Here is a 24,952-nt window from a genome sequence, read left to right on the forward strand (position 1 = left end):
GCGGTTCACCGCTGGACAACGCGCTGACGGCCGTAGCATGGTCCCGACCGCACCCCGGCCCGTCCGTGGCCAGCCAATGCCGGCAGAGGCACCACCGTCCACCCGGACGGCCACCACGAGTCCACGGATCCGGGCCATCGACCTGGAGGAGCACCGTGTCACAGCCCATTGAAGAGGGGATGGTCCTCGGAGGCCGCTACCTCGTCACCGGACATGTGCTGACGTCCGCCGATCAGGACATGGTGCTGGACGGCCGTGACCAGGTCCTCAATCGCGACGTCTCCATCCTGGTGGCCTCCGCCGCCCACGCCTCCCAGGTGGCGGCCTCGGCCCGCGAGCTCGCCACCGGTGAGCGTCAGGGCACCGTCCAGGTCCTCGACCTCGGCCTGAGCGAGGGCCGCACCTACCTCATTGCCGGTGGCAACCCGGCCGCTGACGAGCTGTTGGACATGACCCGCGAACAGCAGGTCTACGTGGAGCCGTTCTACACGGATACCCTCGGGTCCGAGATCTTCGGCGAGGCCCGCACGTACGAGCCCCACGTCTACGAGGATGACGAGGAGTACTACGAGGACCTGGATGACGGCTTCGTGGAGGAGGAGTCGGAGAAGCGCCGCCCCAAGTTCCTCCGCGGCATCTCCGATCGGCTGAGCCAACGGATCGGTTCCGAGGACGCTGCCAAGGACGCCGTGGCCGGTGGGGCCGCCGCCGGGGCCGTGGGCGCCGCGGGTGCCGCGGGTTCCGCCGCCCACAACAGCCAGGAGCACGACGCCGGCTCGCCCGGCGAGCAGGATCCGTACCGTTCCTCGGACCGCCGGGAGAACGATCAGCCGCTGCCACAGACCGTCCATGACGACGAGTGGACCGGTGCCCACGACGAGGTGACGGTCGAGCAGGGTCAGGGAGCCTCGCCGGAGGACCCCTCCCCACAGGTCCGGGAGTCCGAACCTGAACCGGACCCGGTTGCCGACCGGGCCCCAGACACGGCCCCAGTGACGAGTGCCGACCAGAAGAATGCCGACCAGACGGAGGACGAACGCAGGGACCAGGGCCTGGCTCAGCCGAAGGACCAGGGCCCGGAGACGGACGAGACCCCCACGGCCGCCGCAGTCCCCCCGCCCGTCGGACGCCACAGCCCCCGGCCGGAGAAGGACCGCCAGCAGCGCGCTGCGGACCGGCCCAAGGTCACCCTCTGGGACGATGAGCCCGAGCATGACCGCGATGTGAATGCCGGCATGGCGGCCGGTGCCGTGGCCGGAGGGGCCGGCGGGGCTGCGGCTGCCGCCGCTGCGGGAGGTACGTCCGGAGGGACGGCCCCCGCCGCCGGGCCGCACCACGGCGACCACGCTTCTGATGGATCCGACTACTCGGACTTCGACGAGGACTATGACGAGGACGAGGAGAACTATGAGGAGGACGATGAGGACAAGCCCACCGGTGCCCGCTGGCTGGTCGGCGGGATCCTGGTCCTGCTCCTGATCCTCGGTGCGGTCTTCGCCTTCAACATCCTCGGCAACAACCGCAGTCCGGAGGCCGGCGGGGAATCCTCCAGCGCACCCGGGACCCCATCCGAGGGCACTTCCGAGGATGCCGCCCAGGACTCGCAGCTTCCGGACCCCGTGATCGTCGGAGCCACCCGGGTGGTCCCGGACGATCCCGGCCTGAGCGCGGAGACGGACAACACGTTGCCCAACGCGGTGGACGGCAACCCCGCCACCGCCTGGCAGCCCTACTCCTTCGCCCAGCCGGCCTTCGGCGGCTACGCCTCCAACATGGCCCTGGTCCTGGAGCTGGAGGAGCCCAGTGGGATCTCCCAGGTGGACATCGCCCAGAACAACGGCAGCGGCGGTTCATTCTCGGTCCTGCTCAACGACTCACCTGACCTGGAGGGCGCCACCCAGATCGCGGAGGGGTCCTTCACGGGGCCAGAGGTCAGCGTGCCCGTCCCGGCCCAGGAGGGCGGACCGGCGGAGGCGCAGTACGTGATCATCAACTTCACCGAACTGCCACAGCTGTCCAACGCCTCCGGCAACCTGCCCTACGGCCTACGGATCGCGGAGGTCACGGTCGAGTAGCGGTACCTCCCGGCCCCGTGGATCCGTCTGGCGGAACCGGCGGAGGCAGCACGGCAGCGGCCCGCCTAGGATGGTGGTCGGCACCGGACCGGAGCGAGCCCGCTTGGAATAGGTTCTTCCCGGGGGGTGTTCCATCCATCAGAGTCCCCATTGCCTACCGTGAAGGAAACACCGTGACCGAGGCTGTAGAGTCCACCGACGCCGTCCGGGACGTCGTCATCATCGGATCGGGTCCGGCAGGCTATACCGCCGCCATCTACGCGGCTCGCGCCAATCTGAACCCGCTCGTGATCGCCGGCTCCGTCACCGCTGGCGGCGAACTCATGAACACCACGGACGTCGAGAACTTTCCCGGCTTCCCTGAGGGGATCCTCGGGCCAGAGCTCATGTCCCACCTGGAGCAGCAGGCCACCCGCTTCGGCGCAGAGGTCCAGTACGAGGACGTCACGGAGGTGGATCTCCACGCCACCCCCAAGGTCGTCACCCTCGGCAACGGCACGGTGTACCGGGCCCACTCCGTGATCCTGTCCACGGGCTCGGCCTACCGCGAGCTCGGAGTCGAGGGTGAGAAGCGATTCTCCGGACACGGCGTGAGCTGGTGCGCCACGTGTGACGGATTCTTCTTCCGAGACCAGAACATCGCCGTGGCCGGTGGCGGTGACTCGGCCATGGAGGAGGCGCTGTTCCTCACCAAGTTCGCCTCCACGGTGACCGTCATCCATCGACGTGACGAACTCCGTGCCTCCAAGACCATGGCGGACCGCGCCTTGGGTCATGAGAAGATCCGCTTCGTCTGGGACACCGAGGTGACCGGGATGCAGGGCGAGGACAAGCTCAAGACCCTGAGCCTCCGAAACCTGAAGACCGGCGAGGAGTCCACCTTGGATGTCACCGGTCTCTTCGTGGCCATCGGCTCCGATCCCCGGACCACCCTCGTCAAAGACCAGCTCGAGTTGAACCCGGATGGGACGGTCCGCGTGGAGCACCCCAGCAGCCGGACCTCTCTGCCAGGTGTGTTCGCCGCTGGCGACGTCACCGACCCGACCTACCGGCAGGCGATCACCGCAGCCGGCAGTGGCTGCATCGCCGCACAGGACGTGGAGCACTACCTCGCGGACATCAAGGAGCTGGCGGCCAGCGCCGTCTAGCCCCCGTTCGCACACCCGATCAACCCCATCAGGAGGAACCATGAGCACTATTGACGTTACCGACCAGGACTTCCAGGAAAAGGTCCTGAACTCGGACAAGCCGGTCCTCGTCGACTTCTGGGCGGAGTGGTGCGGCCCCTGCCGCATGCTCAGCCCCGTCCTGGAGGAGATGGCCACCGAGCACTCGGAGAAGATCACCGTGGCCAAGCTCAACGTGGATGACAACCCACAGGCAGCCTCCACCTATGGCATCACCAGCATCCCGGCGGTCATGGTGTTCCAGGGTGGCGAGAAGGTCGCCACCTCCATCGGAGCCAAGCCGAAGCAGGTCCTGGAGACGGAGTTCGCCGAGTACCTCAAGTGAGCCTTTGCCGCTGAGGCAGTAGATGAATGATGGCCCCGATCCCATGGGATCGGGGCCATCATTCATTTAGGACCTGTCATCAGGAATCGCTCACAGGCCCTATACCTTGTACACCGTCTACTCCGATGTTGCCTGTGACTGACCCATCAGGTCCATAATCCGATTGAGGTCATCCACCGAGGCGAAGTCGATCGCGATCTTCCCCTTGCGAGCACCAAGCGTGATCTTCACCGTGGTGTCCAGCCGGTCCGTCAGCGAGTTCGCGAGGTAGTCCAACCGCTCATGACGATCATTCCGCTTGGCCCGGGACTGGGGCTTCGTCTGCCGCACGCCGTCCTGCAGGGACACCAGTTCCTCAGTGGCTCGGACGGACAGACCCTCGGAGACCACCTTCTGTGCCAGCTTCTCCATCTCGGCCGGATCAACCAAGGACAACAGCGCCCTGGCGTGACCAGCCGAGAGCACCCCCGAAGCCACCCTCCGCTGGACGAGCGGGGGGAGCCTCAGGAGGCGAAGGGTATTGGTGATCTGCGGCCGGGAGCGACCGATCCTTGTGGACAGCTCATCCTGGGTGCAATTGAAGTCCTCCAGCAGCTGCTCGTACGCAGCGGCCTCCTCCAAGGGGTTGAGCTGACTACGGTGCAGGTTCTCCAACAGGGCATCCCGAAGCAGATCGGTATCCGCCGTATGGCGCACGATGGCCGGGATCTCTGTGAGTCCGGCCTGTTGGCTGGCCCGCCAGCGGCGTTCACCCATCACCAACTCATACGGGGAGGGGCCTTCCACCTGCCGTACGACAATGGGCTGAAGCACTCCCACCTGACTGATGGAGGAGACCAGCTCCTCCATATCATCCTCATCGAACACGTCTCGCGGCTGACGCGGGTTCGGGTGGATGTCAGCGACCGCAACCGACCGAAGTTCGGCATTGCCGGCCGAGCCCATCAGGCGTCCGGATTCCTCCGCCATCTCTCCGGAGCGCTCAGGAACAGCGGCCCGCGGGTTCCGTCGGGACGAGGTGGGGGCCGAAGCCGGGGCCGAGGTGGGGGCTGGGGTGTGGGCCCCTTCATCCACCGTCAGAGGTTGATCTCCGGCTGCTTCCACGTCCTCTGACGTCGGCCCCTTCGCCGGTGACCCCTTGACTGGAGAAGCCGACTGAAGGGAGGGCATGTTCGGTCGCGTCCGAGGACGGCGGTGACCGGTGTCAGCCCCGACGAGGTCCACCTCCTCGCCCGCGCGGCGATCCGGGAAGAAGACGTCGACTGGTCGGCGCGTTTCACGTGGAACGGCCGTTGAACCGCTGGCAGCGGGCCGGCCGCTGAGATACCGGCTGGTCAGATCCCGCCGTCGCTGCTGACCCCGACCCGAATCTTCATCGGATTCTGAGTCAGGGGTATGAGGGTTCTCCGAGGCCTCTGCATCAGCATCACGTGCCAGCTCCCGAGACTCGAGCTCGGGCTTGTTTTCCGTGCTCCTGCTAGCGGAGGACGTCGGAGTGGGAGTGGCGTTACCAGTAGGAGGATTCGCATCCGTCGAAGAGCTAGCTGATTCGGATGATTCCACGACTTCTACGGAGTCGTCCTCCACCTGTGGCTCGGCAGGCCCTTCGATCTCTTCGACTTTCACTGAGTCATCTTCCGGAGCAGTGCTCTGAATCAATGCCTCGATCCCACGGCCCAGACCTCGACGGTTCTTCTTCACGCAAACTCCTTACAGAACGGCCCAACATCGGTCCCCAGTCTACTGCTGTTTCACGTGAAACAGCAGCCGGGTTCGGATAGAGGCCCCCTCCGGACAGACCTGCGGAAGGATGCTCGCCGTTCAATGTGGAGCTCTCGCGCGGGGAGATCTCGATCACTCAAACCGTACGGTCCGCCAGACCCTCAGAACGTGTGAATGTCTGGACAGGAGACCATGCCCCGATCCTACGGCTCCTCGCCTGGGAAGGGCTCCGGGTGCTCAGAGGGAGTATTCGCAGGTACTGATGCTCAGTGGTCCAGTCTCTGCCACCTTGTGATCCAGGGCGGCACTCTTGTTTCACGTGGAACACTCTAGGCTGGCTACCAATTCCATTCTCTCCCTGGCCCCAGATCATGGGGGGTTTTCGACCAAACCCTGCGTCAGACTCCCGCACCATCACCAAGGGATTCTGTTTCACGTGAAACTGTTGGCGGTACGAACCCCGGCGTGCGAGCGAGAAGTGACCCCCGGTCGCATCTCCAGACATGACCACACGCCGGGTTCAGGACAGATCCCAGAGTGGCGTCAGACCAAACGCTTGGCGTCACTCGAGTTCTGGACACCTGCCATTCAAGGACCCCACATGTAGGCATATCCGCTTCTTTCCATCAGTGGTGACTGCCCAGGAATTCCCATAGAACCCCCAGTTCGACGCGACTCCATGAGGAGAGCCCAGGATGATGTGCCACGCGGCACCTCAGGATCCATCCCTTCCCCGGCGCGGACGGTGGACTGTACCTCGTGGAAGCTCTGTGTACGAGAACCGAAAGGCGGGGGCGCAGACATGACGAGGTCTCGGCATTCCATGAATGCCCAGCCTTGTTTCAGATCCCTCAACCCGGCCACTACGGGTTCACCGTTGTCTGGCGAACAGAACACACACGGCAACAGACCTCGACGATCCCGTTTCACGTGAAACGCTGACGGCGGGGAGAGACATCAGTCGGCAAGCGCGACACGTGCCCCCGGGAAGCTGACGGTGAGCACCGTGGACCGACACCGGGCCCGGTACAGTCCAAGCACACCCCAGACATCAGCCGAAACCAGCACACCCCTGAAGATGTTGCTTGGCGTGCCGTAGATGGAGTCCTTGCCAGAGTGGGCGAAGCGCCCGCACCAGGGGAATGAAGTGCGCCGGTTTCACGTGAAACACCAGCACCCGTATCGGTGTCCACGCCTATTCAAGGGATAGGGGCACCGGAACCCGCATTCAGTGACGCGCCGATGCCCCTGACGAACGGCGAGATGACCGCATCAGGGGCGTCACCAGCACCGATGCAGCGGGTCGACATCGTCGCCGCCTACCCTGCCCAGCCCAGGCCGCGAGGGCTTGCCGACCCGCGAGGGTTTCACATGAAACAACCCCACCATCAGCCGAACGTCGCATTCAGCTTGAAACGATTGATATACGTCAGCTACTGGCCGGTATGAGCAGGGAGAGGGTCAACGTCCCTTGGCTTGACCGCGATCAGCGATCTCTGTGGCGGCCTCGCGGTAGGACAACGCGCCTGAGGACTGCGGGTCATAGGTCAGCACCGTCTGCTGGAAGCTGGGGGCCTCCGAGATCCGCACGTTCCGAGGGATCACCGCGTTCAGCACCTCCTCGGGGAAGTGCTCACGCACCTCCCCAGCCACCTGGGTCGAGAGATTCGTCCGTCCGTCATACATGGTCAGGAGGATCGTGGTGACCTCGAGCGCGGAGTTCAGGTGCTTCTGGATCATCCGGATGTTGTTGAGCAGCTGCGAGAGGCCCTCCAGAGCATAGTACTCAGTCTGGATGGGAATGAGTACCTCGTTGGCGGCCACGAACGCGTTGACGGTCAGCAGTCCCAAGCTCGGCGGGCAGTCGATGAAGACATAGTCGATCCGCGGCAGGCCCTGCTTCTCGCGATAGGAGAAATAGTCCTTGAGGGCACGGGACAACCGCTGCTCACGAGCCACCAGGGAGACCAGTTCGATCTCGGCGCCCGCCAGGTCAATGGTGGCCGGAGCCACCACGAGTCCGTCCACATCGGGGCACGGCTTGACCACGTCTGCCATGGGGTATTCGTCGATCAGCACGTCATAGACGCTGTCCACATCGGAATTGTGGGGGATCGCCAGCGCCGTGGAGGCGTTGCCCTGGGGGTCGATGTCCACCACCAATACCTGCATTCCGGCACGGGCGAGTGCGGCAGAAAGGTTCACGGTGGTGGTCGTCTTGCCCACCCCGCCCTTCTGGTTGGACACGGTGATGATGCGCGTGCTCTCCGGGGTCGGCAGCCGGCGGCCCTTGAGCTTGTCCCGCCGCCGGTTCTCCTGCGCCAGCTCCCGCGCCAGCGGGGTCTCCAGGTCATCCACCACGGACGAGCCGACGCCCGTGACGGTTTCACGTGAAACTTCAGACTCATTGGTCAAGAGAACAACCTCCCGAGGTTGATAGACGGCGAGATGACCCTGTCGCCGTGAGATCCAGCGACTCCAGCCTACTGGTCAGCGACCCGCACCCACGCGCACCCGGACCACGGTGGTCGGCTCGTCCAGCAGATCCGCTCCCACGGTCTCGATCTCCGGTGCGGAGCACTTGAATCTCTTCAGCGTCTTCGCGGCAGCGGCGATCTCCTGGTCGGCGCTGCGCCCCTTGATGGCCAGCAGTTCGCCGGACCCCTGGAGCAAGGGGACGGTGAGCGGGAGCAGGGACTTCAGGGCCGAGACCGCACGAGCGGTCACGATGTCCACGGCGATGTTGCCGACGACCTGCTCGGAGCGCGCGCGCACCACGTCGACATTCTCCAGACCGAGATCCTCCACGACCATGTCCAGCCAGGCGACGCGTCGTTCCAGCGGCTCGATCAGGATGAACTGACTGTCCGGGCGGGCCAGGGCCAGGGCGAGACCGGGCAGGCCGGCGCCGGAGCCGACGTCGGCCACCAGGGCCCCCTCGGCAAAGAGGTCGCCCACCACGGCGCAGTTCAGGACATGCCGCTCCCACAGACGCGGGACCTCACGGGGCCCCAGCAGACCCCACTCGATGCCCGTGGAGGACAGGTGGTCCACGAAGCGCACCGCGGACTCCAGGCGGTCACCGAACATCTCCTCCGCGGCGGACCGCAGGGCACCCTCCAGGACGGGGGGCTCCTGAGACTGGACTGGCTCGCTCGAGGGATCACTCACCGGCGGAGACCACCACGTGCCGGCGCGGGCCCTCGCCCTCGGAGGCGCTGACCAACCCCGCCTCGGCGATGACATCATGCACCACCTTGCGTTCGTAGGCCCCCATGGGCTTCAGGTGCACCGGCTCGCCATCGGCCCGCACAGATTCGATGGCCTCCTGGGCGATACCCTCCAACTGCGAGGTCCGGTCCGCCCGGTGACCGGCGATGTCCAGGACCAGCCGCGAGCGGACGCCGGTGGCCGAGAGAACGGCCAGACGGACGAGCTCCTGCAACGCCTCCAACCCCTTGCCTTCCCGGCCCACGAGGTCGCTGAGTCGATCATCGCCCTCTGCGGCGATCACGGAGACGTAGGTACGGCCGTTGCGCACCTCGATGTCGATATCACCGTCCAGATCGGAGATGTCCAGCAACTCCTCGACATAGTCGGCGGCGATGTCCCCCTCCTCCTCGAGGCGGCGGGCGTTCGCGGGTGAGTCCTCCCCGGACTCGGCCGAATCCGCCGGAACGGACGCGGCGTCAGAGGCATCATCCCCACGGTCCGCCGTGGTGCCCCCAGAGTTCTCAACAGGGTTGTCCACAGCCGGGGTCGGCATGGAGGTCTCGGCGGAGCTCACAGAAGGATCCGCAGTCTGATCGGTGCTCTCCCCAGAATCCGGGGTGTCCTCGGACGGCGTGGTTGATGCATCGGTCACGGCTATCTCCTCTTCTTGGACTTCCGCTTGGGCTGGTGACGCTGACCCGTCTGCTGCGGCTTGGCGGCCTCGGCCTCAGCCTTGGCGGCGGCCTCCTGCGCGGCCTTGCCCACGGGGGGCAGGCCCTTGACGGCGCGGCGCTCGTTCAACTCACGCTCGGCCTGGGACCCGGGAGTGGGGTTGTTGCGGATGATCCACATCTGCTGACCCACGGCCCAGAAGTTGGTGGCCGTCCAGTAGATCAGCACACCGATGGGGAAGTTGATGCCGCCGATGCCGAACACCAGCGGCAGGATGTAGAGCATGAACTTCTGCGACTGGGCGAAGGGCCCGGTCATCGCAGCCTCGGACATGTTCTTGCTCATCAGCATCTTCTGCATGAAGAACTGCGAGCCGGACATCAGGATGATCATGATGACGGAGACGATGATGACCGCCACGTTCATGTTCTCGCCGACGGAACCCAGGAACGTGTCCTGCATCGGGGCACCGAGGAAGATCGCCTCACCGAAGGAGTGGATCTGCGCTGCACTCAGGGCAGCCTCTCCCTCGCCACGTTCCGCCGCGGCGCCGGCCCCGGTCAGGATCTGGAACAGTGCGAAGAAGAACGGCATCTGCACGAGCATCGGCAGACAGGCGGCGAACGGACTGGTCCCGTGTTCCTTGAAGAGGGCCTGCTGCTCCATTGCCATGGCCTGACGGGACAGCTGGTCCGTCTTGCCCTTGTACTTGGCCTGCAGCTTCTGGATCTCGGGTTGCAGGGCCTGCATGGCCCGCTGCGACTTGATCTGCTTGACGAACAGTGGGATCAACGCGCTACGGACGATGACCACCAGCAGGATGATCGAGAGTGTCCAGGTGAAACCGCCGTCGGGATCCATGCCGATCCAGTCCAGCGCGGTGTGGGCGGCACCCAGGATCCAGGACATCACCCACTTGAAGGGCCAGAGAATGATTTGGAAGAAGTCCATGATCTCCTACTGTTCAGCCGGAGGATCCGGGGGAATGACGGGATGGTTTAGGTCAATGATCTTGGGTTGACGCCCCAGCGGCCAAATCCGGCGGCCGGGCGGGACGGCATCAACGCCTCCCCTGGACCAGGGATGGCAGCGGGCCAGTCGGTGCGCCGTGAGGTAGGAGCCCCTCACCGCACCGTGCACGTGGACGGCCTCCAGGCCGTAGGCCGAGCAGGACGGGAAGAAACGGCAGACGGGGCCGTACAGCGGCGAGATCACCGCGCGGTAGGCCATGAGCACCCAGGCCAACACCGTGGAGGGCAGCGCCCTCAGTGCGTTCCACTGAACGGCTCCAGGCCGGGTGACGAAGGGGGACTGGACGGTCATGTCCCGGCCCCCATCACGGAACGACGCCGGCCGGCAGCCTTGCGCAGGGCACTCCCCAGAGCGGAGTCCAGGTCCTTCTTCAACTCGACCCACCCGGCCGTGGCCGAAGGCGGCAGGGCGCGAACCACCACGGTCCCACCAGGGTGACCGTCCAGGGGGCCGTCGAGCTGCTCGGCCACGGCGGCTCGGAGACGACGCTTCACGCGGTTGCGGACCACGGCGTTACCCACCGCCTTGGACACGACGAAACCCACGCGCACCGGAGCGGCTTCGGCCTCGGCACTCGTGGGTTCGATGAGGTAGGCGGACACGACAACGTTCCGGCGCCCTGTCCGGGCGCCGGAACGCAGTGTCTGGGAAAAATCCGCGGGGGTGCGTACCCGTTTCTCGCGGGGCAGCACGCCTTGTGGTCCGCTCTGGCTGATCGGCCGAGGGCCGGATCAGGCGGACAGTTCCGTGCGGCCCTTGGTGCGGCGGGTCGCCAGGATGGCACGGCCGGCGCGGGTACGCATCCGGGCGCGGAAACCGTGCTTCTTGGCCCGGCGGCGGTTATTCGGCTGAAAAGTCCGCTTGCTCACTTTGATCTCTCCACAACGTGTGTATGCGCCCGGACCCGTTGTACCTGGGGGAAGAACCGGTAGACGCTCTGACTAGGACTTCCCCGCGCTGGGACACCGGTCCACTTCCGGGTGGGCCTGATGGTGTCCGCCGGTTGACTGAACCCTGTGGTCGTTCCGCAGGAGGCGAACGTTTCAGAGCACGGTTAAACAACCCCGCGGGGACCAATCAAGTTTAGGGACAACGCCCCATCTCGGTCAAATTGCCCCTTCCGAGCAGGCCCCCCACACCCCAACTCGGGTCCAGGCCCAGTCCCTCGGCGTCCCACCCCAGTGGCCAGTCCGTCCGCGGGCGGGTACCCTGCCGGAGTTATCCACTGCCTGTGAATAACTCTGTGGATTGCCGGTAGACTCGCCCCGGACGTCAACGGAAGGACCTCAGCCCCCATGGTTGCAGATGAGGCTGTCAGCAGCTCGTGGCGAAAGGTGGTCCGCACCCTGGAGGAAGACCACCGGGTGACCCCTCGTCAGTTCGGGCACGTCGGCCTCGCCCAGCCCCAGGGCCTGATCGGCAGCACCCTGTTGCTCGCCGTGCCGAACGAGCTCACGCGTGAGGTCCTCCAGACACAGCTCAAGGATGCCCTGGCAGAGGCACTCGAGAACGTGTTCCGAACCGAGATCCTGTGTGCCTACTCCATCGATTCGTCCCTGGTGTCCCCCGTACTGGAGGACTCACCGCTGCCCTCCACCCCGGCGCCGCCCGTTCGTGAGGCCCCAGGCCCCCGCTCGGCCGCCTCACCCCACGCGCCGGCCAGGCCTGTTGCACCGGCGCCAGCGCCGCCGTCGACCTCGGACGAGACGAGCCGACTCAACCCGCGCTACCACTTCGAGACCTTCGTCATCGGATCATCGAACCGCTTCGCCCACGCTGCCGCCAATGCCGTGGCCGAGGCACCAGCCAAGGCGTACAACCCGCTGTTCATCTACGGGGAGTCCGGCCTGGGCAAGACCCACCTCCTGCACGCGATCGGCCACTACGCCCGGCACCTCTACCCGGGCCTCCGGGTGCGGTACGTGAACTCCGAGGAGTTCACCAACGACTTCATCAACTCGATTCGCCACGACGAGGGCGCCAGCTTCAAGCAGGTGTACCGCAACGTGGACATCCTGCTGATCGACGACATCCAGTTCCTGGCGGACAAGGAAGCCACCGTCGAGGAGTTCTTCCACACCTTCAACACGCTCTACAACAACAACAAGCAGGTGGTGATCACCTCCGACCTGCCGCCCAAGCAGCTCGCCGGGTTCGAGGAGCGGCTCCGCTCGCGCTTCGAGTGGGGCCTGATCACGGACATCCAGCCACCGGACCTGGAGACCCGGATCGCCATCCTGCGGAAGAAGGCGGAGGCCGAGGGGCTCACGGCACCGCCGGAGGTCCTGGAGTACATCGGATCGAACATCTCCACCAACATCCGAGAGCTCGAGGGTGCGCTGATCCGCGTCACCGCCTTCGCCTCACTGAACAAGCAGCCAGTGGGCATCCAGCTGGCCGAACAGGTGCTGCGGGACCTCATCACCCACGAGGACGCCCACGAGATCACGGCGCCGACCATCCTCAACGAGACGGCGTCCTACTTCAACCTGACCATGGAGGAGCTGACCTCCAAGTCACGGACCAGGACGCTCGTCACCGCCCGCCAGATCGCCATGTACCTGTTGCGTGAGCTGACGGAGATGTCCCTGCCCAAGATCGGCCAGGAGCTGGGCGGCCGCGACCACACCACCGTGATCCACGCCGACCGGAAGATCCGCGAACTGATGGCCGAGCGGCGCACGATCTACAACCAGGTCACTGAATTGACCAACCGGATCAAGCAGCAGCAGCGAGCCCGCTGAAGCCTCTCCCCGGCCGGCAGGCTTGAACCTCAACGGCAAGGTCCTTCCACAACCAGAACCCCGGTATCAGCGCCACCCGGTGGAGTTGTCCACCGGTATCCACAGATATCCACAGGCTGCGAGGGCGCTCTGGGAGGGGCAACCCACAGCTGTGGACAACTCTGTGGACACTTAAGTGGACCACTCGGGCGATTCTCTGGATAACTACACGCTTCCCTGTGAATTCAAGGAAACCGCCCCCACCGGTTGTGCACCATCCGTGCACAACCACTACGGGCGACGTCCACCGCACGGTCCACAGGCACAATGGCCGGAGAGCACGGATGGAAGCGGTTATCCACAGTATCCACAGGACTTATTAACACTACTGATCCCTGTTAAGAATGAATCCCAAGAACATTCACCCTCGCCCCTTCGCCGACGACTCGAACCACACCATCGATCCCATCGCTAACCACATCCCCGCCGGAAATGCCAACATTCGCCCCTCCGGCGAGTCACGGTAAGCTGACACAGCACACGGCATCGGCGTGTGTACGAAGGATGCCCGGCGGGGGTATCCGGAGGACGTTGCCCACCATCACCTGCCGTCTACGAGAAAGGCGGAAACTTCTGTGAAGTTCACCGTTGAGCGAGACATCCTGACGGACGCCGTCTCCTGGACCGCACGCTCCCTGTCACCTCGCCCCCCGGTGCCGGTGCTATCCGGTCTGCTGATCACCGCCGAGGATCAACTGGTCTCCATCGCCAGTTTCGACTACGAGACCTCCGCCCAGCTGGAGATCGAGGCGGACATCGAGACGCCGGGGACGATCCTGGTCTCAGGGCGTCTGCTCAACGACATCGTCCGCTCGCTGCCGGCAGCTCCCGTGACCGTGGAGACGGACGGGACGAAGGTGGTCCTGACCTGCAGGAACTCCCGCTTCGCCCTGGCCACCATGCCGGTGGAGGACTACCCATCCCTTCCGGAGATGCCCGAGATCGCCGGGACAGTGGACGGTGAGGCCTTCGCCCATGCCGTCGCACAGGTGACGGTGGCCGCCTCCCGCGATGACACCCTGCCGATCCTGACCGCGGTGAAGCTGGAGATCGAGGGTGACCGCATCACCTTCCTGGCCACGGACCGGTACCGGCTGGCCATGAAGGAACTCAACTGGTCCCCGGCCGATCCCTCCATCTCGACCTCCTTGCTGGTCAAGTCCAAGACGCTGACCGAGGTGGCGAAGTCCCTGTCCGGGGGCGGAGAGCTGCAGCTGCGCCTGCCGAAGGAGGCCGCGGGCTCGGACCTCGTGGGCTTCTCCTCAGGTGGACGGCGCACCACGAGCCTGCTCGTGGACGGCGAGTACCCGAAGATCCGGGCCCTGTTCCCCGATTCCAGTCCCATCCACGCCGTGGTGCCCACCAGCCCCCTCGTGGAGGCCGTCAAGCGCGTGGCTCTCGTGGCCGAGCGCAACACCGCGGTGCGCATGGTCTTCTCGGACGGGCAGGTCACGCTCGACGCCGGCGCGGGGGACGACGCCTCGGCCAACGAGTTGCTGGATGCGGGGCTCGAGGGTGACGAGATCACGGTGGCCTTCAACCCCTCCTACCTGGCGGAGGGGCTCAACGTCATCAACTCCCCGTACGTCCGGTTCTCCTTCACCACGGCTCCCAAGCCGGCGCTGATGACGGCTCAGCAGGAACCTGAGGCTCCCGAGCAGGATGACTACCGGTACCTGGTCATGCCGGTACGCCTGGCCAACTGACCAACCAGCCCCGGACGTCACTGCCTGCCCCGTGTACCTCTCCCACCTGTCCCTGACCCAGTACCGCTCCTATGCCCAGGCAGACCTCGCCCTGGTGCCCGGACCCAATGTGCTGGTGGGGTCGAACGGGGTGGGCAAGACGAACGTGGTGGAGGCCGTGGGCTACCTCGCAACCCAGGCCTCGCACCGGGTCCCCCAGGACACCCCGCTGGTGCGCTTCGGTGCCTCCCAGGCCATCGTCCGGGGGCGTATCCACCGCGGCGAGCGGGCGGTCTCCCTCGAGGTCGAGATCAATCCCGGCAAGTCCAACCGCGCTGCCGTGAACCGGGGTGCCCCCCAACGGGCTCGGGACGGGCTCGGACTGCTGCGGTCCGTGCTGTTCGCCCCCGAGGACCTGGCGCTGATCACCGGGGACCCCTCCCTGCGGCGCCGGTTCCTGGACGACCTGGTGGTCCAGCTGCGGCCAGCCCTCGGGGACGCCCGCAGCGACTATGACCGGGTCCTCAGGCAACGGAACGCGCTGTTGAAGAACGCCAAACTCTCCGGGGCCTGGACCGAGGACCACGGGCACACCCTGGCCGTGTGGGATGAGCATCTCTCCCGGGCCGGGGCCAGGGTTCTCAACGGGCGCCTTCACGTCCTGCAGATGCTTGCCGGGCCCCTCACGGAGTCCTACACCGCCCTGGCCGAGGGACAGAAGACGGCCGGCTTCAGCTACGAGTCCACCGTGCCCCTGGCGGCCGGACAGCACCAGGAGATCCCGGACGAGCAGACACTGCAGGGGGCGTTCCTGGCCGAACTCGAGGCCCACCGCAAGCCGGAACGAGACCGCGGGGTCACCCTGGTGGGGCCGCACCGGGACGATCTGGCCCTGACCCTGGGCCCCGCCCCCGTCAAGGGATTCGCCTCCCATGGGGAGACCTGGTCCATGGCCCTGTCCCTGAAACTGGCCAGCTACCAGGTACTCGTGGCGGACGATTCCGACCCAGATGCCCGGCCCGTCCTCATCCTGGACGACGTGTTCGCCGAGCTGGACGCCGATCGCCGGAGCCGGCTGGCGACCCTGGCCTCCGGAGCCGAGCAGCTCCTGGTGACCGCTGCCGTGGCGGGGGACATCCCGGAGGAGCTGGACGGGCCCCGGATCGGTGTCTCGCTGGGGGAATCGGGCAGCGAGATCCAGCCGTGAGCAGTGGTCCATGAGTGCTGACGAGGGCCCACTTCCAGAGCGGGAGGCTTCACCGGACGGCATCGAGGACGAGCCCGATGCGGCCGTTGTGGCGTTGAACCGGGTCCGGCGGGCCGCGGAGTCCCGGGGTGAGGTGCGCCGGCGGCACCCGGCAGCCAACGGCCGCGGCGCCGCCGGGAGCGCCGCGGCACCAGGGCGCTCCGGCGCTTCCGGAAGGGGCGGGCGCCCTGATCTGGATGCCCGGGACCCGCGGATGGTGGGGGACGTGTTCGGCCGGCTCGTCAACGAGCGTGGCTGGTCCTCCCCGGTGGCCGTGGGGTCCGTGCTGTCCCGGTGGGATGAGCTGGTGGGGGCGGACATCGGACTGCACTGCCGCCCCGAGAGCTTCGAGAACGCCGTGGTGACGGTGCGCTGCGACTCCACCGCCTGGGCCACGCAGCTCAAGCTGCTGACCCCGGCCCTGTTGCAACGCTTCGAACAGGCCCTCGGGCCCGGGATCGTCACGAGCCTGCGGGTGGCCGGTCCCGCCGCCCCCTCCTGGCGCAAGGGTCCGCGCGTGGTGAAGGGCCGTGGGCCCAGGGATACCTACGGCTGACGGACAGGGTGGACGCTGGCCTGAACCGCGGACCCCGCCAACGGCGATCTGGCGAACTCAACCCCCGGAGGGTGAGCCGGGACCGGATAGTGGCATCCCGCGTGGGCCGGATCAACGATTCCGGCCCTTAGAGGACATGTTCTCTCTCCGGAGACTCCCGCTGAGACCCCGAAACGGCGCCTCGGGGGGTAGAATGTGAAGTAAACGTGCCGAAGTGGGATGACCCCTCGCCCAGAGTGCAGGGGCGCGCATCGGCACGCGTGTTGTACAGCCCAGCCCCACCACCAGAGGAGCCGTAGACGCCCGTGGCCGAAGAGAACAACGGCACAGACCAGAGCGGCCTTCCGCAGGATCCCGCCATCGAGGGGTCCGAGACGGGTCCGTCCGGGACGGCAGAGGCGGAGGAGGCCATCACCTCCACGCAGATCACCGAGGCCACCCGGAAGGTGGAACACGCGTACGGCGCAGGGGACATCACCGTCCTCGAGGGGCTGGAGGCGGTCCGCAAACGGCCGGGCATGTACATCGGATCCACCGGTCTGCGCGGCCTCCACCACCTGGTGTACGAGGTGGTGGACAACTCCGTGGACGAGGCCCTGGCCGGCCACTGTGACACCATCCACGTGACCCTGCGGGCGGACGGCGGCGTGCAGGTCGAGGACAACGGCCGAGGCATCCCCGTGGAGATGCACCCCACGGAGGGCAAGCCCACCGTTGAGGTGGTCATGACGATCCTGCACGCCGGCGGCAAGTTCGGCGGCGGCGGATACGCGGTCTCCGGCGGTCTCCACGGCGTGGGCATCTCCGTGGTGAACGCTCTGTCCTCCCGGGTGCGGACGGAGATCCGGCGCGATGGGGCCGCCTGGCAGATGAACTTCGCCGACGGCGGCATGCCCCAGGGCGAGCTCATCAGGCTCGGGGACGCAGAGGAGACGGGCACCACCCAGACCTTCTACCCGGACGCCGGGATCTTCGAATCGGTCGAGTTCGACTTCGAGACCCTGCGGGCCCGCTTCCAGCAGATGGCATTCCTGAACAAGGGACTGCGCATCACGCTGACGGACGAGCGGCTGATCGAGACCAACGAGATCCAGAAGGACGAGATCGCCGGCGACGCCGACGGTGACGGCGTCCCGGGGACCGAGGCGGACCAGGCCGTGATGGCCGAGACCGAGCCGAGCCCTGACACGATCGGCGAGGAACTGGCCGTCCCCAAGAAGCGGATGGTGGACTACAAGTACGACAACGGGCTGCTGGACTATGTCCAGCACCTGAACTCGAACAAGAAGGTCGAGATCGTCCACGAGGACGTCATCGCCTTCGAGACCGAGGACGCGGACCGCAAGATGGCCGCCGAGGTGGCCATGCAGTGGACCACCGCCTACTCGGAGTCCGTGCACACCTACGCGAACACCATCAACACCCATGAGGGGGGCACTCACGAGGAGGGCTTCCGTGCGGCCCTGACCTCGCTGGTCAACCGCTACGCGCGGGACAAGGAGATCCTGCGGGCCAAGGATGACAACCTCTCGGGCGACGACGTCCGCGAGGGCCTGACCGCCGTGCTCTCCGTCAAGCTCTCCGAGCCCCAGTTCGAGGGGCAGACCAAGACCAAGCTCGGCAACTCCGAGGCGAAGGGCTTCATCCAGAAGATCGTCTCGGACCAGCTCGGTGACTGGCTCGAACGAAACCCCGGCCCCGCCCGGGACATCATCCGCAAGGCCCAGTTGGCCTCCCAGGCCCGCATGGCGGCCCGCAAGGCCCGGGACAACGCCCGCCGGAAGTCGCCGTTGGAGTCCTTCGGGATGCCCGGCAAGTTGGCGGACTGCTCCTCGAAGAACCCCGTCGAGTGTGAGGTCTACATCGTGGAGGGCGACTCCGCGGGTGGCTCGGCCAAGCAGGGCCGCAACCCCGGGACCCAGGCCATCCTGCCGCTGCGCGGCAAGATCCTGAACGTGGAGCGCGCCCGCCTGGACCGCGCCCTGTCCAACGCCGAGGTCCAGGCGATGATCACGGCTTTCGGTACGGGCATCGGTGAGGAATTCGACATCACCAAGCTGCGGTACCACAAGATCGTGCTGATGGCGGATGCGGACGTGGACGGCCAGCACATCACCACGCTGCTGCTGACGGTCCTGTTCCGCTACATGCGCCCGCTGATCGAGCACGGCTTCGTGTTTCTGGCCCAGCCACCGCTCTACCGCATCAAGTGGTCCAACGCCCCGCACGACTACGTCTTCACGGACGAGGAGCGGGACCGTTCCCTGGCTGCCGGCGCGGCGAGGGGCTGGCGTTACCCGAAGGACAACGGCATCCAGCGTTACAAGGGCCTGGGCGAGATGGACTACCAGGAACTGTGGGACACCACCATGGATCCGGAGCACCGGACCCTGCTGCAGGTCACCATGGATGACGCGGCCGCAGCGGACGAGATCTTCTCGATGTTGATGGGCGAGGACGTCGAATCGCGCCGTAGCTTCATCCAGCAGAACGCCAAGGACGTCCGTTTCCTGGACATCTGAGCCGACCCCCACCCCGGCGGGCTCGCCCGGGAAGGTGCCGCCCGCGCGTCGGGCCCCTCCGCCTGAGCCCGCCCGGCCGGATCCCGGCCCCACGACCACACAGAATCGAGGACCACGTCCGTGGCTGACGAGCAGAATCCTGAGCACGAGAACGAGACCGGCAGCGAGGCCGCCGGCACCCCCCAGGGGCACGACGACGGCCCGGTCGCCTCCGAGGGGGAGGCGTCGGTGATCGCCCCACCGCTTTCCGACCATGACAAGGTCGAGCAGGTGGACCTGCAGACCGAGATGAAGCGGTCCTACCTGGACTATGCCATGGCCGTGATCGTGGGCCGTGCGCTGCCGGACGTGCGGGACGGCCTCAAGCCGGTGCACCGCCGCGTGCTGTACGGGATGTTCGACGGCGGCTACCGGCCGGACCGTTCGTTCAACAAGTCCGCTCGCGTGGTCGGTGAGGTGATGGGCAACTACCACCCGCACGGCGACTCCGCGATCTATGACGCCCTCGTGCGCCTGATCCAGGACTGGGTCATGCGCTACCCGTTGGCTCTCGGCCAGGGCAACTTCGGTTCACCCGGCAACGACGGCGCGGCCGCCCAGCGTTACACCGAGACCAAGATGGCCCCGTTGGCCATGGAGATGGTCCGGGACATCGCCGAGAACACGGTTGACTTCCAGGACAACTACGACGGCAAGCAGCAGGAACCCGCGGTCATGCCGGCCCGGTTCCCGAACCTGTTGGTCAACGGTTCCTCCGGCATCGCCGTGGGCATGGCCACCAACATCCCTCCGCACAACCTGCGTGAGGTGATCGAGGGCGTCCAGTGGTACCTGGAGCACCCGGAGGCCTCGCGCGAGGAACTGCTCGCCGCCCTGATGCAGCGCATCAAGGGGCCGGACTTTCCCAGCGGCGCCCAGATCCTGGGCCGCAAGGGCATCGAGGAGGCCTACCGCACCGGTCGCGGCTCGATCACCATGCGTGCGGTGGTCAACGTGGAGGAGATCCAGAACCGGACCTGCCTGGTGGTCACCGAGCTGCCCTACATGGCCAACCCGGACAACCTCGCCTCCAAGATCGCCGAGATGGTGCGGGACGGCAAGCTCTCCGGCATCGCGGACATGCGGGACGAGACCTCCGGGCGCACCGGCCAGCGATTGGTGATCGTGCTCAAGCGGGACGCCGTGGCCAAGGTGGTGCTGAACAACCTGTACAAGCACACCCAGTTGCAGGAGAACTTCTCCGCCAACATGCTGGCCCTGGTGGATGGTGTGCCGCGTACCCTGTCCCTGGACGGCTTCGTGCACCACTGGGTGATGCACCAGATCGAGGTCATCGTCCGGCGCACCGAGTTCCGCAAGAGGAAGGCCGAACTCCGCGCCCACATCCTGCAGGGTCTGCTCAAGGCCCTGGACATGTTGGACGAGGTCATCGCCACCATCCGGGCCTCCGCCAGTGCGGATGCCGCCCGCGAGTCACTGAAGACGCTTCTGGACATCGACGACGACCAGGCGCAGGCCATCCTCAACATGCAGCTGCGTCACCTGGCCGCCCTGGAGCGCCAGGGCATCCAGGACGAGTATGACGAGCTGCAGGCGAAGATCGCCGAGTACAACAAGATCCTGGAGTCCCCGGAGCGTCAGCGTGAGGTGGTCTCCACGGAACTGGCCGAGATCGGGCAGAAGTACGGCGACGAGCGGCGCTCGGAGATCCAGTACGGCTACGACGGCGACATGTCGATCGAGGATCTCATCCCCGAGGAGGAGATGGTGGTCACCATCACCCGCGGCGGGTACATCAAGCGCACTCGGATCGACAACTACCGTGCCCAGAACCGCGGTGGGAAGGGCGTGCGGGGTGCCACCCTGCGTGAGGACGACGTGGTGGCGCACTTCTTCACCACCTCCACCCACCACTGGATCCTGTTCTTCACCAACCTCGGCCGGGTCTACCGCATCAAGACCTATGAGCTGCTGGAGGCCGGCCGTGACGCCAAGGGCCAGCACGTGGCCAACCTCATGGCCTTCCAGCCGGACGAACAGATCGCCCAGGTCCTTCCGCTCGCCGACTACGGGCGGGCGCCATACCTGGTCCTGGCCACGCGCGAGGGTCTCGTGAAGAAGACCCTCCTGGCGGACTATGACACGAATCGCAGTGCCGGCGTGATCGCCGTCCGCCTGCGTGAAGGTGACGAGGTGGTCTCCGCCAAGCTGGTCTCGGAGGAGGACGACATGATCCTGATCTCCAAGAACGGCCAGTCGCTGCGCTTCAACGCCACCAATGAGGCCCTGCGCCCGATGGGCCGCGCCACCTCCGGCGTGACCGGCATGAAGTTCCGCCAGGGTGATGAGTTGCTGACGGCGGACGTGATCCGCGAGGATGCCTTCGTCTTCACCGTCACGGACGGTGGCTACGCCAAGCGCTCCGCCGTGGACGAGTACCGCGTGCAGAACCGCGGTGGCCTGGGCATCAAGGTCGGCAACTTCGTGGAGGACCGTGGGGAGCTCACCGGCGGACTCGTGGTGGAGGAGGGTGACGAGGTGCTGGTGGTGATGAACTCCGGCAAGGTGGTCCGTTCCTCCGTGGCTGGGGTACCGGCCCGGGGCCGCAACACCATGGGCGTGATCTTCGCGAAGCCGGACAAGAAGGACCAGATCATCGCGGTCACCCTCAACAACGAGAAGCAGCTCAACGGTGTAGCCGGTGAGGACGGGGACGTCCCTGAAGGGGATGTTACCGAGGGTGAAGTACCCTTGGACTCTGAGACGGCCGCCCCCGCCAGCGCGGAGGGGACCGACACGACCGTGACAGCCACCGAATCCGCACAGGTCGAATCCGACCCGGATGCGGAGATTGACGGAGGACAGTAGTGAGCACATCCGGAACGCCCCGATCCGGAGGCCAGCGCCCGGCCGGCGGTTCCTCGGCCAAGGGAGCCGCGCCCCGCGGAACGCAGCAACGGTCCTCGGGCCAGGGTGCCCGTCAGGGGGGACCGCGCCCGCAGGGTACCCGGCCCGCGGGAAACGCCCCGTCCCGGCCGCAGCGGCCGGCCCAGCGTCCCGCGCAGCAGGGGCTGGTCCGGCCGGCACCGAAGGCCAAGGTCCGCAAGGCCCGGCTCCTCGTCTCCAAGGTGGACCCCTGGTCCGTGCTGAAGATGGCGTTCCTGCTCTCCGTGGCCCTGGGGATCGTGACGGTGGTGGGTGCCGTGGTGCTCTGGACCGTCATGGACCTCACCGGCATCTTCGATCAGGTCAATGACCTGCTCGCCCAGGTGCTCGGCTCCGAGGGAGGGTCCTTCACCGTCCAGCAATTGATCTCGCTGGGGCAGGTGGCCTCCTTCGCCACGATCATTGCCGTGGTGAACGTGGTGCTGTTGACGGCCCTGAGCATGCTCGCGGCCGTGCTGTACAACATCTCCTCCACCCTCGTGGGTGGCATCGGCGTCACGCTCACCGACGACTGAGCACCTCACGTCGAGGACCTCGGGGGTGGCCACGACCAGTCCTCGCCTCCCTCGAGGTGATGGGTGAGGCCAGTGGTGGAGGTTCCGCGGCCGGGGGCTGGTCCGGACCGGGCCGATTTTGCCGGTCGGCCGGGCTGGGGTAATGTTGATTCTCGTTCCGAGGATGCGATGACATCGCATGATCGAGACGTGAGGGCGTATAGCTCAGGCGGTTAGAGCGCTTCGCTGATAACGAAGAGGTCCCAAGTTCAAGTCTTGGTACGCCCACTCACGCAGTTCCCCCATCCGGTTGGAGAGCCGGGGAAGGTGGCACCATGAAGCCGGTAGTTCGACTGGCCGTCGTGGCAGCCGGCGTCGCCGCCGTGCTGGGAGTCCGCTCGTGGCGTGAGAACGAACGCGGCAAGCAGGTCTGGAGCTCGGCCACGGACTCACTGGACAGTCCGGGAACCGCACGCGAGAGTCAGGCTGAGCCGAACAACTGAAGAACCCCTCGGGGGCATGGCGCAATTGGTAGCGCACCTGCTTTGCAAGCAGGGGGTTAGGGGTTCGAGTCCCCTTGCCTCCACCGATGTGAAAGGGCCCGGGACACCTGATGGTGTCCCGGGCCCTTTCACATGCTGCGGCAACGGCCGTGACGTCCGGCAGGGCGGGAGCGGGCCGCCGGCCCCGAAGGGAGCCGACGGCCCGGACGCTCACTCCGCGGACTTCGGGGCGGGAATGCCCTCGACCTTCTCCTCGGCGCCGTCCACGCTGTCCACCGTGGCGCTGCCGGCGGCGACGCTGGGGGCCGTGGTCCCGGCTGCGGCGGCCGGAGCCACCGGGGCGGACGGTGCGGTCTGGGCGAGGTCCGGGTCTGTGCCCGTGGCAGTGGCGCGCGCCGCCGGGGCGGGCTGCTTCGGCAGGGGTGCCGGCGCCGGGGTCTTCCAGGGATCCTCGACCGGCTTGGTCAGTTGCCAGACAGCGACGGCGGCCACACCGGTGGCCACGACGATGCCGGCCACGAGCCAGCCCTTGCCGCCCTTGTTGCTCTTCTTGGCCTGCCTCTTCAGCTGCTTCTCCGCCACCTTCGCGTATTCCTCGGTGGCCTTGCGCAGCTTCTTGACGGCCTTCTTGTCCCCGGTGATGCTGACCAGGGCATTCTCGACGGCCGGGGAGATCTTGGCTCCGTGGGCGGCCTTGGAGGCTCGGCCCGCGACATCAGCCAGCCGGGCGGAGGCGGCCGGGACATAATCACCCTCGACCCTGTTGCGAGCCTCCTCGAAGGCCGGGGAGAACTTCTCCACAGCGCCAGACCACGCGGAATTGGCCTGGGCCAGTCCGGCCTTGACCTGCGGGCTCAACTTCTCCACGGTCTCGGAGACCTGGTGGGAGGCCTTCTCACCGGCCACCTTGCCCTGGGCCTTGCCCTCACCCAGGCCTCGTTCGGCCCAGGCCAAAGCCGCTTCGACCTTTGGCGCGGCCCAGTGTGCGGCCTGGTCGATACCGGCATTGACCCGATCCTCAATGCTCGGAACAGTCGTCTTCTTGCTCATCTGAACCTCCATGACGTGCGGCTGTGCACTGGTTTGTGCCGGCAACCCACCGGTCAGCCGGTCCTGCCTACAGCCTACGGGTTCCAGGCCCTGACGGCACGGCGGGTCCCGGCAGCCGTGATTCGGCCCTGCGCGAAGTCAGCGCATCGCCCCCCGCCGTGCGGTCCTGCGGGGGGCGGGTGGTGGAACAATGGCGATCATGACTGCCATTGCAACCCACATCGCCACCATCAAGACCACCGCCGGGGACATCCTCGTTGAGCTCTACGGCAACCACGCCCCGAAGACCGTGAAGAACTTCGTGGGATTGTCCACCGGAGAGCAGGAGTGGACGCACCCGCAGACCGGGGAGACCCACAACGGGACCCCGCTGTACTCCGGGACCGTCTTCCACCGCATCATCAAGGACTTCATGATCCAGGGCGGGGATCCGCTGGGCCAGGGCTTCGGCGGTCCGGGCTACCAGTTCGACGACGAGATCAGCCCTGACCTTGACTTCGCCTCGCCCTACAAGTTGGCCATGGCCAATGCCGGGATCCAGAACGGCCGGGGCACCAACGGCTCGCAGTTCTTCATCACCACGGTGCCCACCACCTGGCTGCAGGGCAAGCACTCCATCTTCGGCGAGGTCAAGGACGATGCCTCGAAGAAGGTCGTCGACGCCCTGAACTCCGTGGCCACCGATGGCCGGGACAAGCCCCTCGAGGCCGTCTCCATCGAGTCCATCGAGATCAAGGAAGCCTGAGTCCCCTTGACCCACCAGACCTCGGGCGGTCCGGACGGTGGGATGGAACGGCAGTTGCCGGTCTGTCCCCGCCATCCGGACCGCCCTTCGTTCATCCGTTGCCAGCGGTGCGGCCGGCCGGCCTGTCCCGAATGCCAGCGTCCGGCCGCCGTCGGGGTCCACTGTGTGGACTGTGTGGCCGCGGCAGGCCAGGCAG

Annotated in this window: 21 protein-coding genes and 2 tRNA genes; 14 read left to right on the forward strand and 9 right to left on the reverse strand. The window is 66.4% G+C overall.

What is annotated here, in order from left to right; genetic code table 11:
- Positions 1-155: 155 nt before the first annotated feature.
- The 3 genes from IMT31_RS08655 to trxA all read left to right on the forward strand — a co-directional run bounded on the left by IMT31_RS08655 (position 156) and on the right by trxA (position 3,587).
- Positions 156-2,075: a hypothetical protein gene (locus IMT31_RS08655; RefSeq protein WP_413542472.1), complete on the forward strand. Its 1,920-nt coding sequence runs from the start codon at positions 156-158 to the stop codon at positions 2,073-2,075.
- A gap of 173 nt (positions 2,076-2,248) precedes the next feature.
- Positions 2,249-3,223 carry a thioredoxin-disulfide reductase gene (gene trxB, locus IMT31_RS08660; RefSeq protein ID WP_345357154.1) on the forward strand — a complete coding sequence of 325 codons (975 nt, stop codon included), beginning with the start codon at positions 2,249-2,251 and terminating at the stop codon, positions 3,221-3,223.
- 40 nt (positions 3,224-3,263) lie between these two features.
- Positions 3,264-3,587: a thioredoxin gene (gene trxA / locus IMT31_RS08665; protein ID WP_413542473.1), complete on the forward strand. Its 324-nt coding sequence runs from the start codon at positions 3,264-3,266 to the stop codon at positions 3,585-3,587.
- Between the two features lie 117 nt (positions 3,588-3,704).
- Here trxA and IMT31_RS08670 read toward each other — a convergent pair whose 3' ends face one another.
- The 8 genes from IMT31_RS08670 to rpmH form a co-directional block, all read right to left on the reverse strand.
- On the reverse strand, positions 3,705-4,811 hold the full coding sequence (locus IMT31_RS08670; protein WP_413542474.1) for a ParB/RepB/Spo0J family partition protein: 1,107 nt from the start codon (positions 4,809-4,811) through the stop codon (positions 3,705-3,707).
- A 1,959-nt stretch (positions 4,812-6,770) separates the two neighbouring features.
- Positions 6,771-7,724, reverse strand: coding sequence for a ParA family protein (locus IMT31_RS08675; protein WP_413542475.1), 954 nt, complete (start codon positions 7,722-7,724; stop codon positions 6,771-6,773).
- A 75-nt stretch (positions 7,725-7,799) separates the two neighbouring features.
- Positions 7,800-8,399 (reverse strand): 16S rRNA (guanine(527)-N(7))-methyltransferase RsmG, encoded by a 600-nt coding sequence (gene rsmG / locus IMT31_RS08680; RefSeq protein ID WP_413544393.1) that lies wholly within the window; start codon positions 8,397-8,399, stop codon positions 7,800-7,802.
- A gap of 73 nt (positions 8,400-8,472) precedes the next feature.
- Positions 8,473-9,174, reverse strand: a complete 702-nt coding sequence (locus tag IMT31_RS08685) for a protein jag (protein WP_345357169.1) — start codon at positions 9,172-9,174, stop codon at positions 8,473-8,475.
- Positions 9,175-9,176: 2 nt separating this feature from the next.
- Positions 9,177-10,145, reverse strand: a complete 969-nt coding sequence (yidC, locus tag IMT31_RS08690; RefSeq protein ID WP_413542476.1) for a membrane protein insertase YidC — start codon at positions 10,143-10,145, stop codon at positions 9,177-9,179.
- 6 nt (positions 10,146-10,151) lie between these two features.
- The gene (gene yidD, locus IMT31_RS08695; RefSeq protein WP_345357175.1) at positions 10,152-10,517 is read right to left on the reverse strand and encodes a membrane protein insertion efficiency factor YidD; all 366 of its coding nucleotides are present in this window, start codon (positions 10,515-10,517) and stop codon (positions 10,152-10,154) included.
- Entirely contained in the window at positions 10,514-10,918 is a 405-nt protein-coding gene (gene rnpA, locus IMT31_RS08700; RefSeq protein ID WP_413542477.1) for a ribonuclease P protein component, read from the reverse strand. Before rnpA ends, yidD begins: the two co-directional genes overlap by 4 nt.
- 39 nt (positions 10,919-10,957) lie before the next feature.
- Positions 10,958-11,095, reverse strand: a complete 138-nt coding sequence (rpmH, locus tag IMT31_RS08705) for a 50S ribosomal protein L34 (protein WP_115932474.1) — start codon at positions 11,093-11,095, stop codon at positions 10,958-10,960.
- A gap of 426 nt (positions 11,096-11,521) precedes the next feature.
- Between rpmH and dnaA the strand changes: the two genes are divergently transcribed.
- The 10 genes from dnaA (at position 11,522) to IMT31_RS08755 (ending at position 23,044) form a co-directional block, all read left to right on the forward strand.
- Positions 11,522-12,970, forward strand: coding sequence for a chromosomal replication initiator protein DnaA (dnaA, locus tag IMT31_RS08710; RefSeq protein WP_345357181.1), 1,449 nt, complete (start codon positions 11,522-11,524; stop codon positions 12,968-12,970).
- 614 nt (positions 12,971-13,584) lie between these two features.
- Complete coding sequence (gene dnaN, locus IMT31_RS08715; RefSeq protein WP_345357184.1) at positions 13,585-14,715, forward strand: DNA polymerase III subunit beta; 1,131 nt, start codon at positions 13,585-13,587, stop codon at positions 14,713-14,715.
- 31 nt (positions 14,716-14,746) lie between these two features.
- On the forward strand, positions 14,747-15,901 hold the full coding sequence (gene recF, locus IMT31_RS08720; RefSeq protein WP_345358102.1) for a DNA replication/repair protein RecF: 1,155 nt from the start codon (positions 14,747-14,749) through the stop codon (positions 15,899-15,901).
- A 10-nt stretch (positions 15,902-15,911) separates the two neighbouring features.
- On the forward strand, positions 15,912-16,496 hold the full coding sequence (locus IMT31_RS08725; RefSeq protein WP_345357187.1) for a DUF721 domain-containing protein: 585 nt from the start codon (positions 15,912-15,914) through the stop codon (positions 16,494-16,496).
- A 425-nt stretch (positions 16,497-16,921) separates the two neighbouring features.
- The gene (gene gyrB / locus IMT31_RS08730; RefSeq protein ID WP_413544394.1) at positions 16,922-19,018 is read left to right on the forward strand and encodes a DNA topoisomerase (ATP-hydrolyzing) subunit B; all 2,097 of its coding nucleotides are present in this window, start codon (positions 16,922-16,924) and stop codon (positions 19,016-19,018) included.
- Positions 19,019-19,138: 120 nt separating this feature from the next.
- A complete protein-coding gene (gene gyrA, locus IMT31_RS08735; protein ID WP_413542478.1) occupies positions 19,139-21,886 on the forward strand; it encodes a DNA gyrase subunit A in 2,748 nt (915 codons plus the stop codon).
- Positions 21,886-22,479 carry a DUF3566 domain-containing protein gene (locus IMT31_RS08740; RefSeq protein WP_345357193.1) on the forward strand — a complete coding sequence of 198 codons (594 nt, stop codon included), beginning with the start codon at positions 21,886-21,888 and terminating at the stop codon, positions 22,477-22,479. Before gyrA ends, IMT31_RS08740 begins: the two co-directional genes overlap by 1 nt.
- Positions 22,480-22,672: 193 nt before the next feature.
- A tRNA-Ile gene (locus IMT31_RS08745) sits at positions 22,673-22,746 on the forward strand.
- Positions 22,747-22,793: 47 nt separating this feature from the next.
- Positions 22,794-22,961 carry a hypothetical protein gene (locus IMT31_RS08750; RefSeq protein ID WP_345357196.1) on the forward strand — a complete coding sequence of 56 codons (168 nt, stop codon included), beginning with the start codon at positions 22,794-22,796 and terminating at the stop codon, positions 22,959-22,961.
- Between the two features lie 10 nt (positions 22,962-22,971).
- Positions 22,972-23,044: transfer RNA gene (locus IMT31_RS08755), tRNA-Ala, on the forward strand.
- 127 nt (positions 23,045-23,171) lie between these two features.
- Here the strand turns inward: IMT31_RS08755 and IMT31_RS08760 are convergent.
- Entirely contained in the window at positions 23,172-24,011 is an 840-nt protein-coding gene (locus IMT31_RS08760; protein WP_413542479.1) for a hypothetical protein, read from the reverse strand.
- Positions 24,012-24,210: 199 nt separating this feature from the next.
- Between IMT31_RS08760 and IMT31_RS08765 the strand changes: the two genes are divergently transcribed.
- Positions 24,211-24,756, forward strand: a complete 546-nt coding sequence (locus tag IMT31_RS08765) for a peptidylprolyl isomerase (RefSeq protein WP_345357202.1) — start codon at positions 24,211-24,213, stop codon at positions 24,754-24,756.
- The last annotated feature ends 196 nt before the right edge of the window (positions 24,757-24,952 follow it).

The organism is Citricoccus nitrophenolicus (assembly GCF_047305825.1).
Lineage (GTDB): Bacteria > Actinomycetota > Actinomycetes > Actinomycetales > Micrococcaceae > Citricoccus > Citricoccus nitrophenolicus.

Excerpts from the sequence above, each read along its gene's own strand:
- trxA (WP_413542473.1), top strand. The coding sequence starts at position 3,264 with ATGAGCACTATTGACGTTACCGACCAGGACTTCCAGGAAAAGGTCCTG.
- rsmG (WP_413544393.1), bottom strand. The coding sequence starts at position 8,399 with ATGTTCGGTGACCGCCTGGAGTCCGCGGTGCGCTTCGTGGACCACCTG.
- yidC (WP_413542476.1), bottom strand. The coding sequence starts at position 10,145 with ATGGACTTCTTCCAAATCATTCTCTGGCCCTTCAAGTGGGTGATGTCC.
- yidD (WP_345357175.1), bottom strand. The coding sequence starts at position 10,517 with ATGACCGTCCAGTCCCCCTTCGTCACCCGGCCTGGAGCCGTTCAGTGG.
- dnaA (WP_345357181.1), top strand. The coding sequence starts at position 11,522 with ATGGTTGCAGATGAGGCTGTCAGCAGCTCGTGGCGAAAGGTGGTCCGC.
- IMT31_RS08725 (WP_345357187.1), top strand. The coding sequence starts at position 15,912 with ATGAGTGCTGACGAGGGCCCACTTCCAGAGCGGGAGGCTTCACCGGAC.
- IMT31_RS08750 (WP_345357196.1), top strand. The coding sequence starts at position 22,794 with ATGAAGCCGGTAGTTCGACTGGCCGTCGTGGCAGCCGGCGTCGCCGCC.
- IMT31_RS08760 (WP_413542479.1), bottom strand. The coding sequence starts at position 24,011 with ATGAGCAAGAAGACGACTGTTCCGAGCATTGAGGATCGGGTCAATGCC.
- IMT31_RS08765 (WP_345357202.1), top strand. The coding sequence starts at position 24,211 with ATGACTGCCATTGCAACCCACATCGCCACCATCAAGACCACCGCCGGG.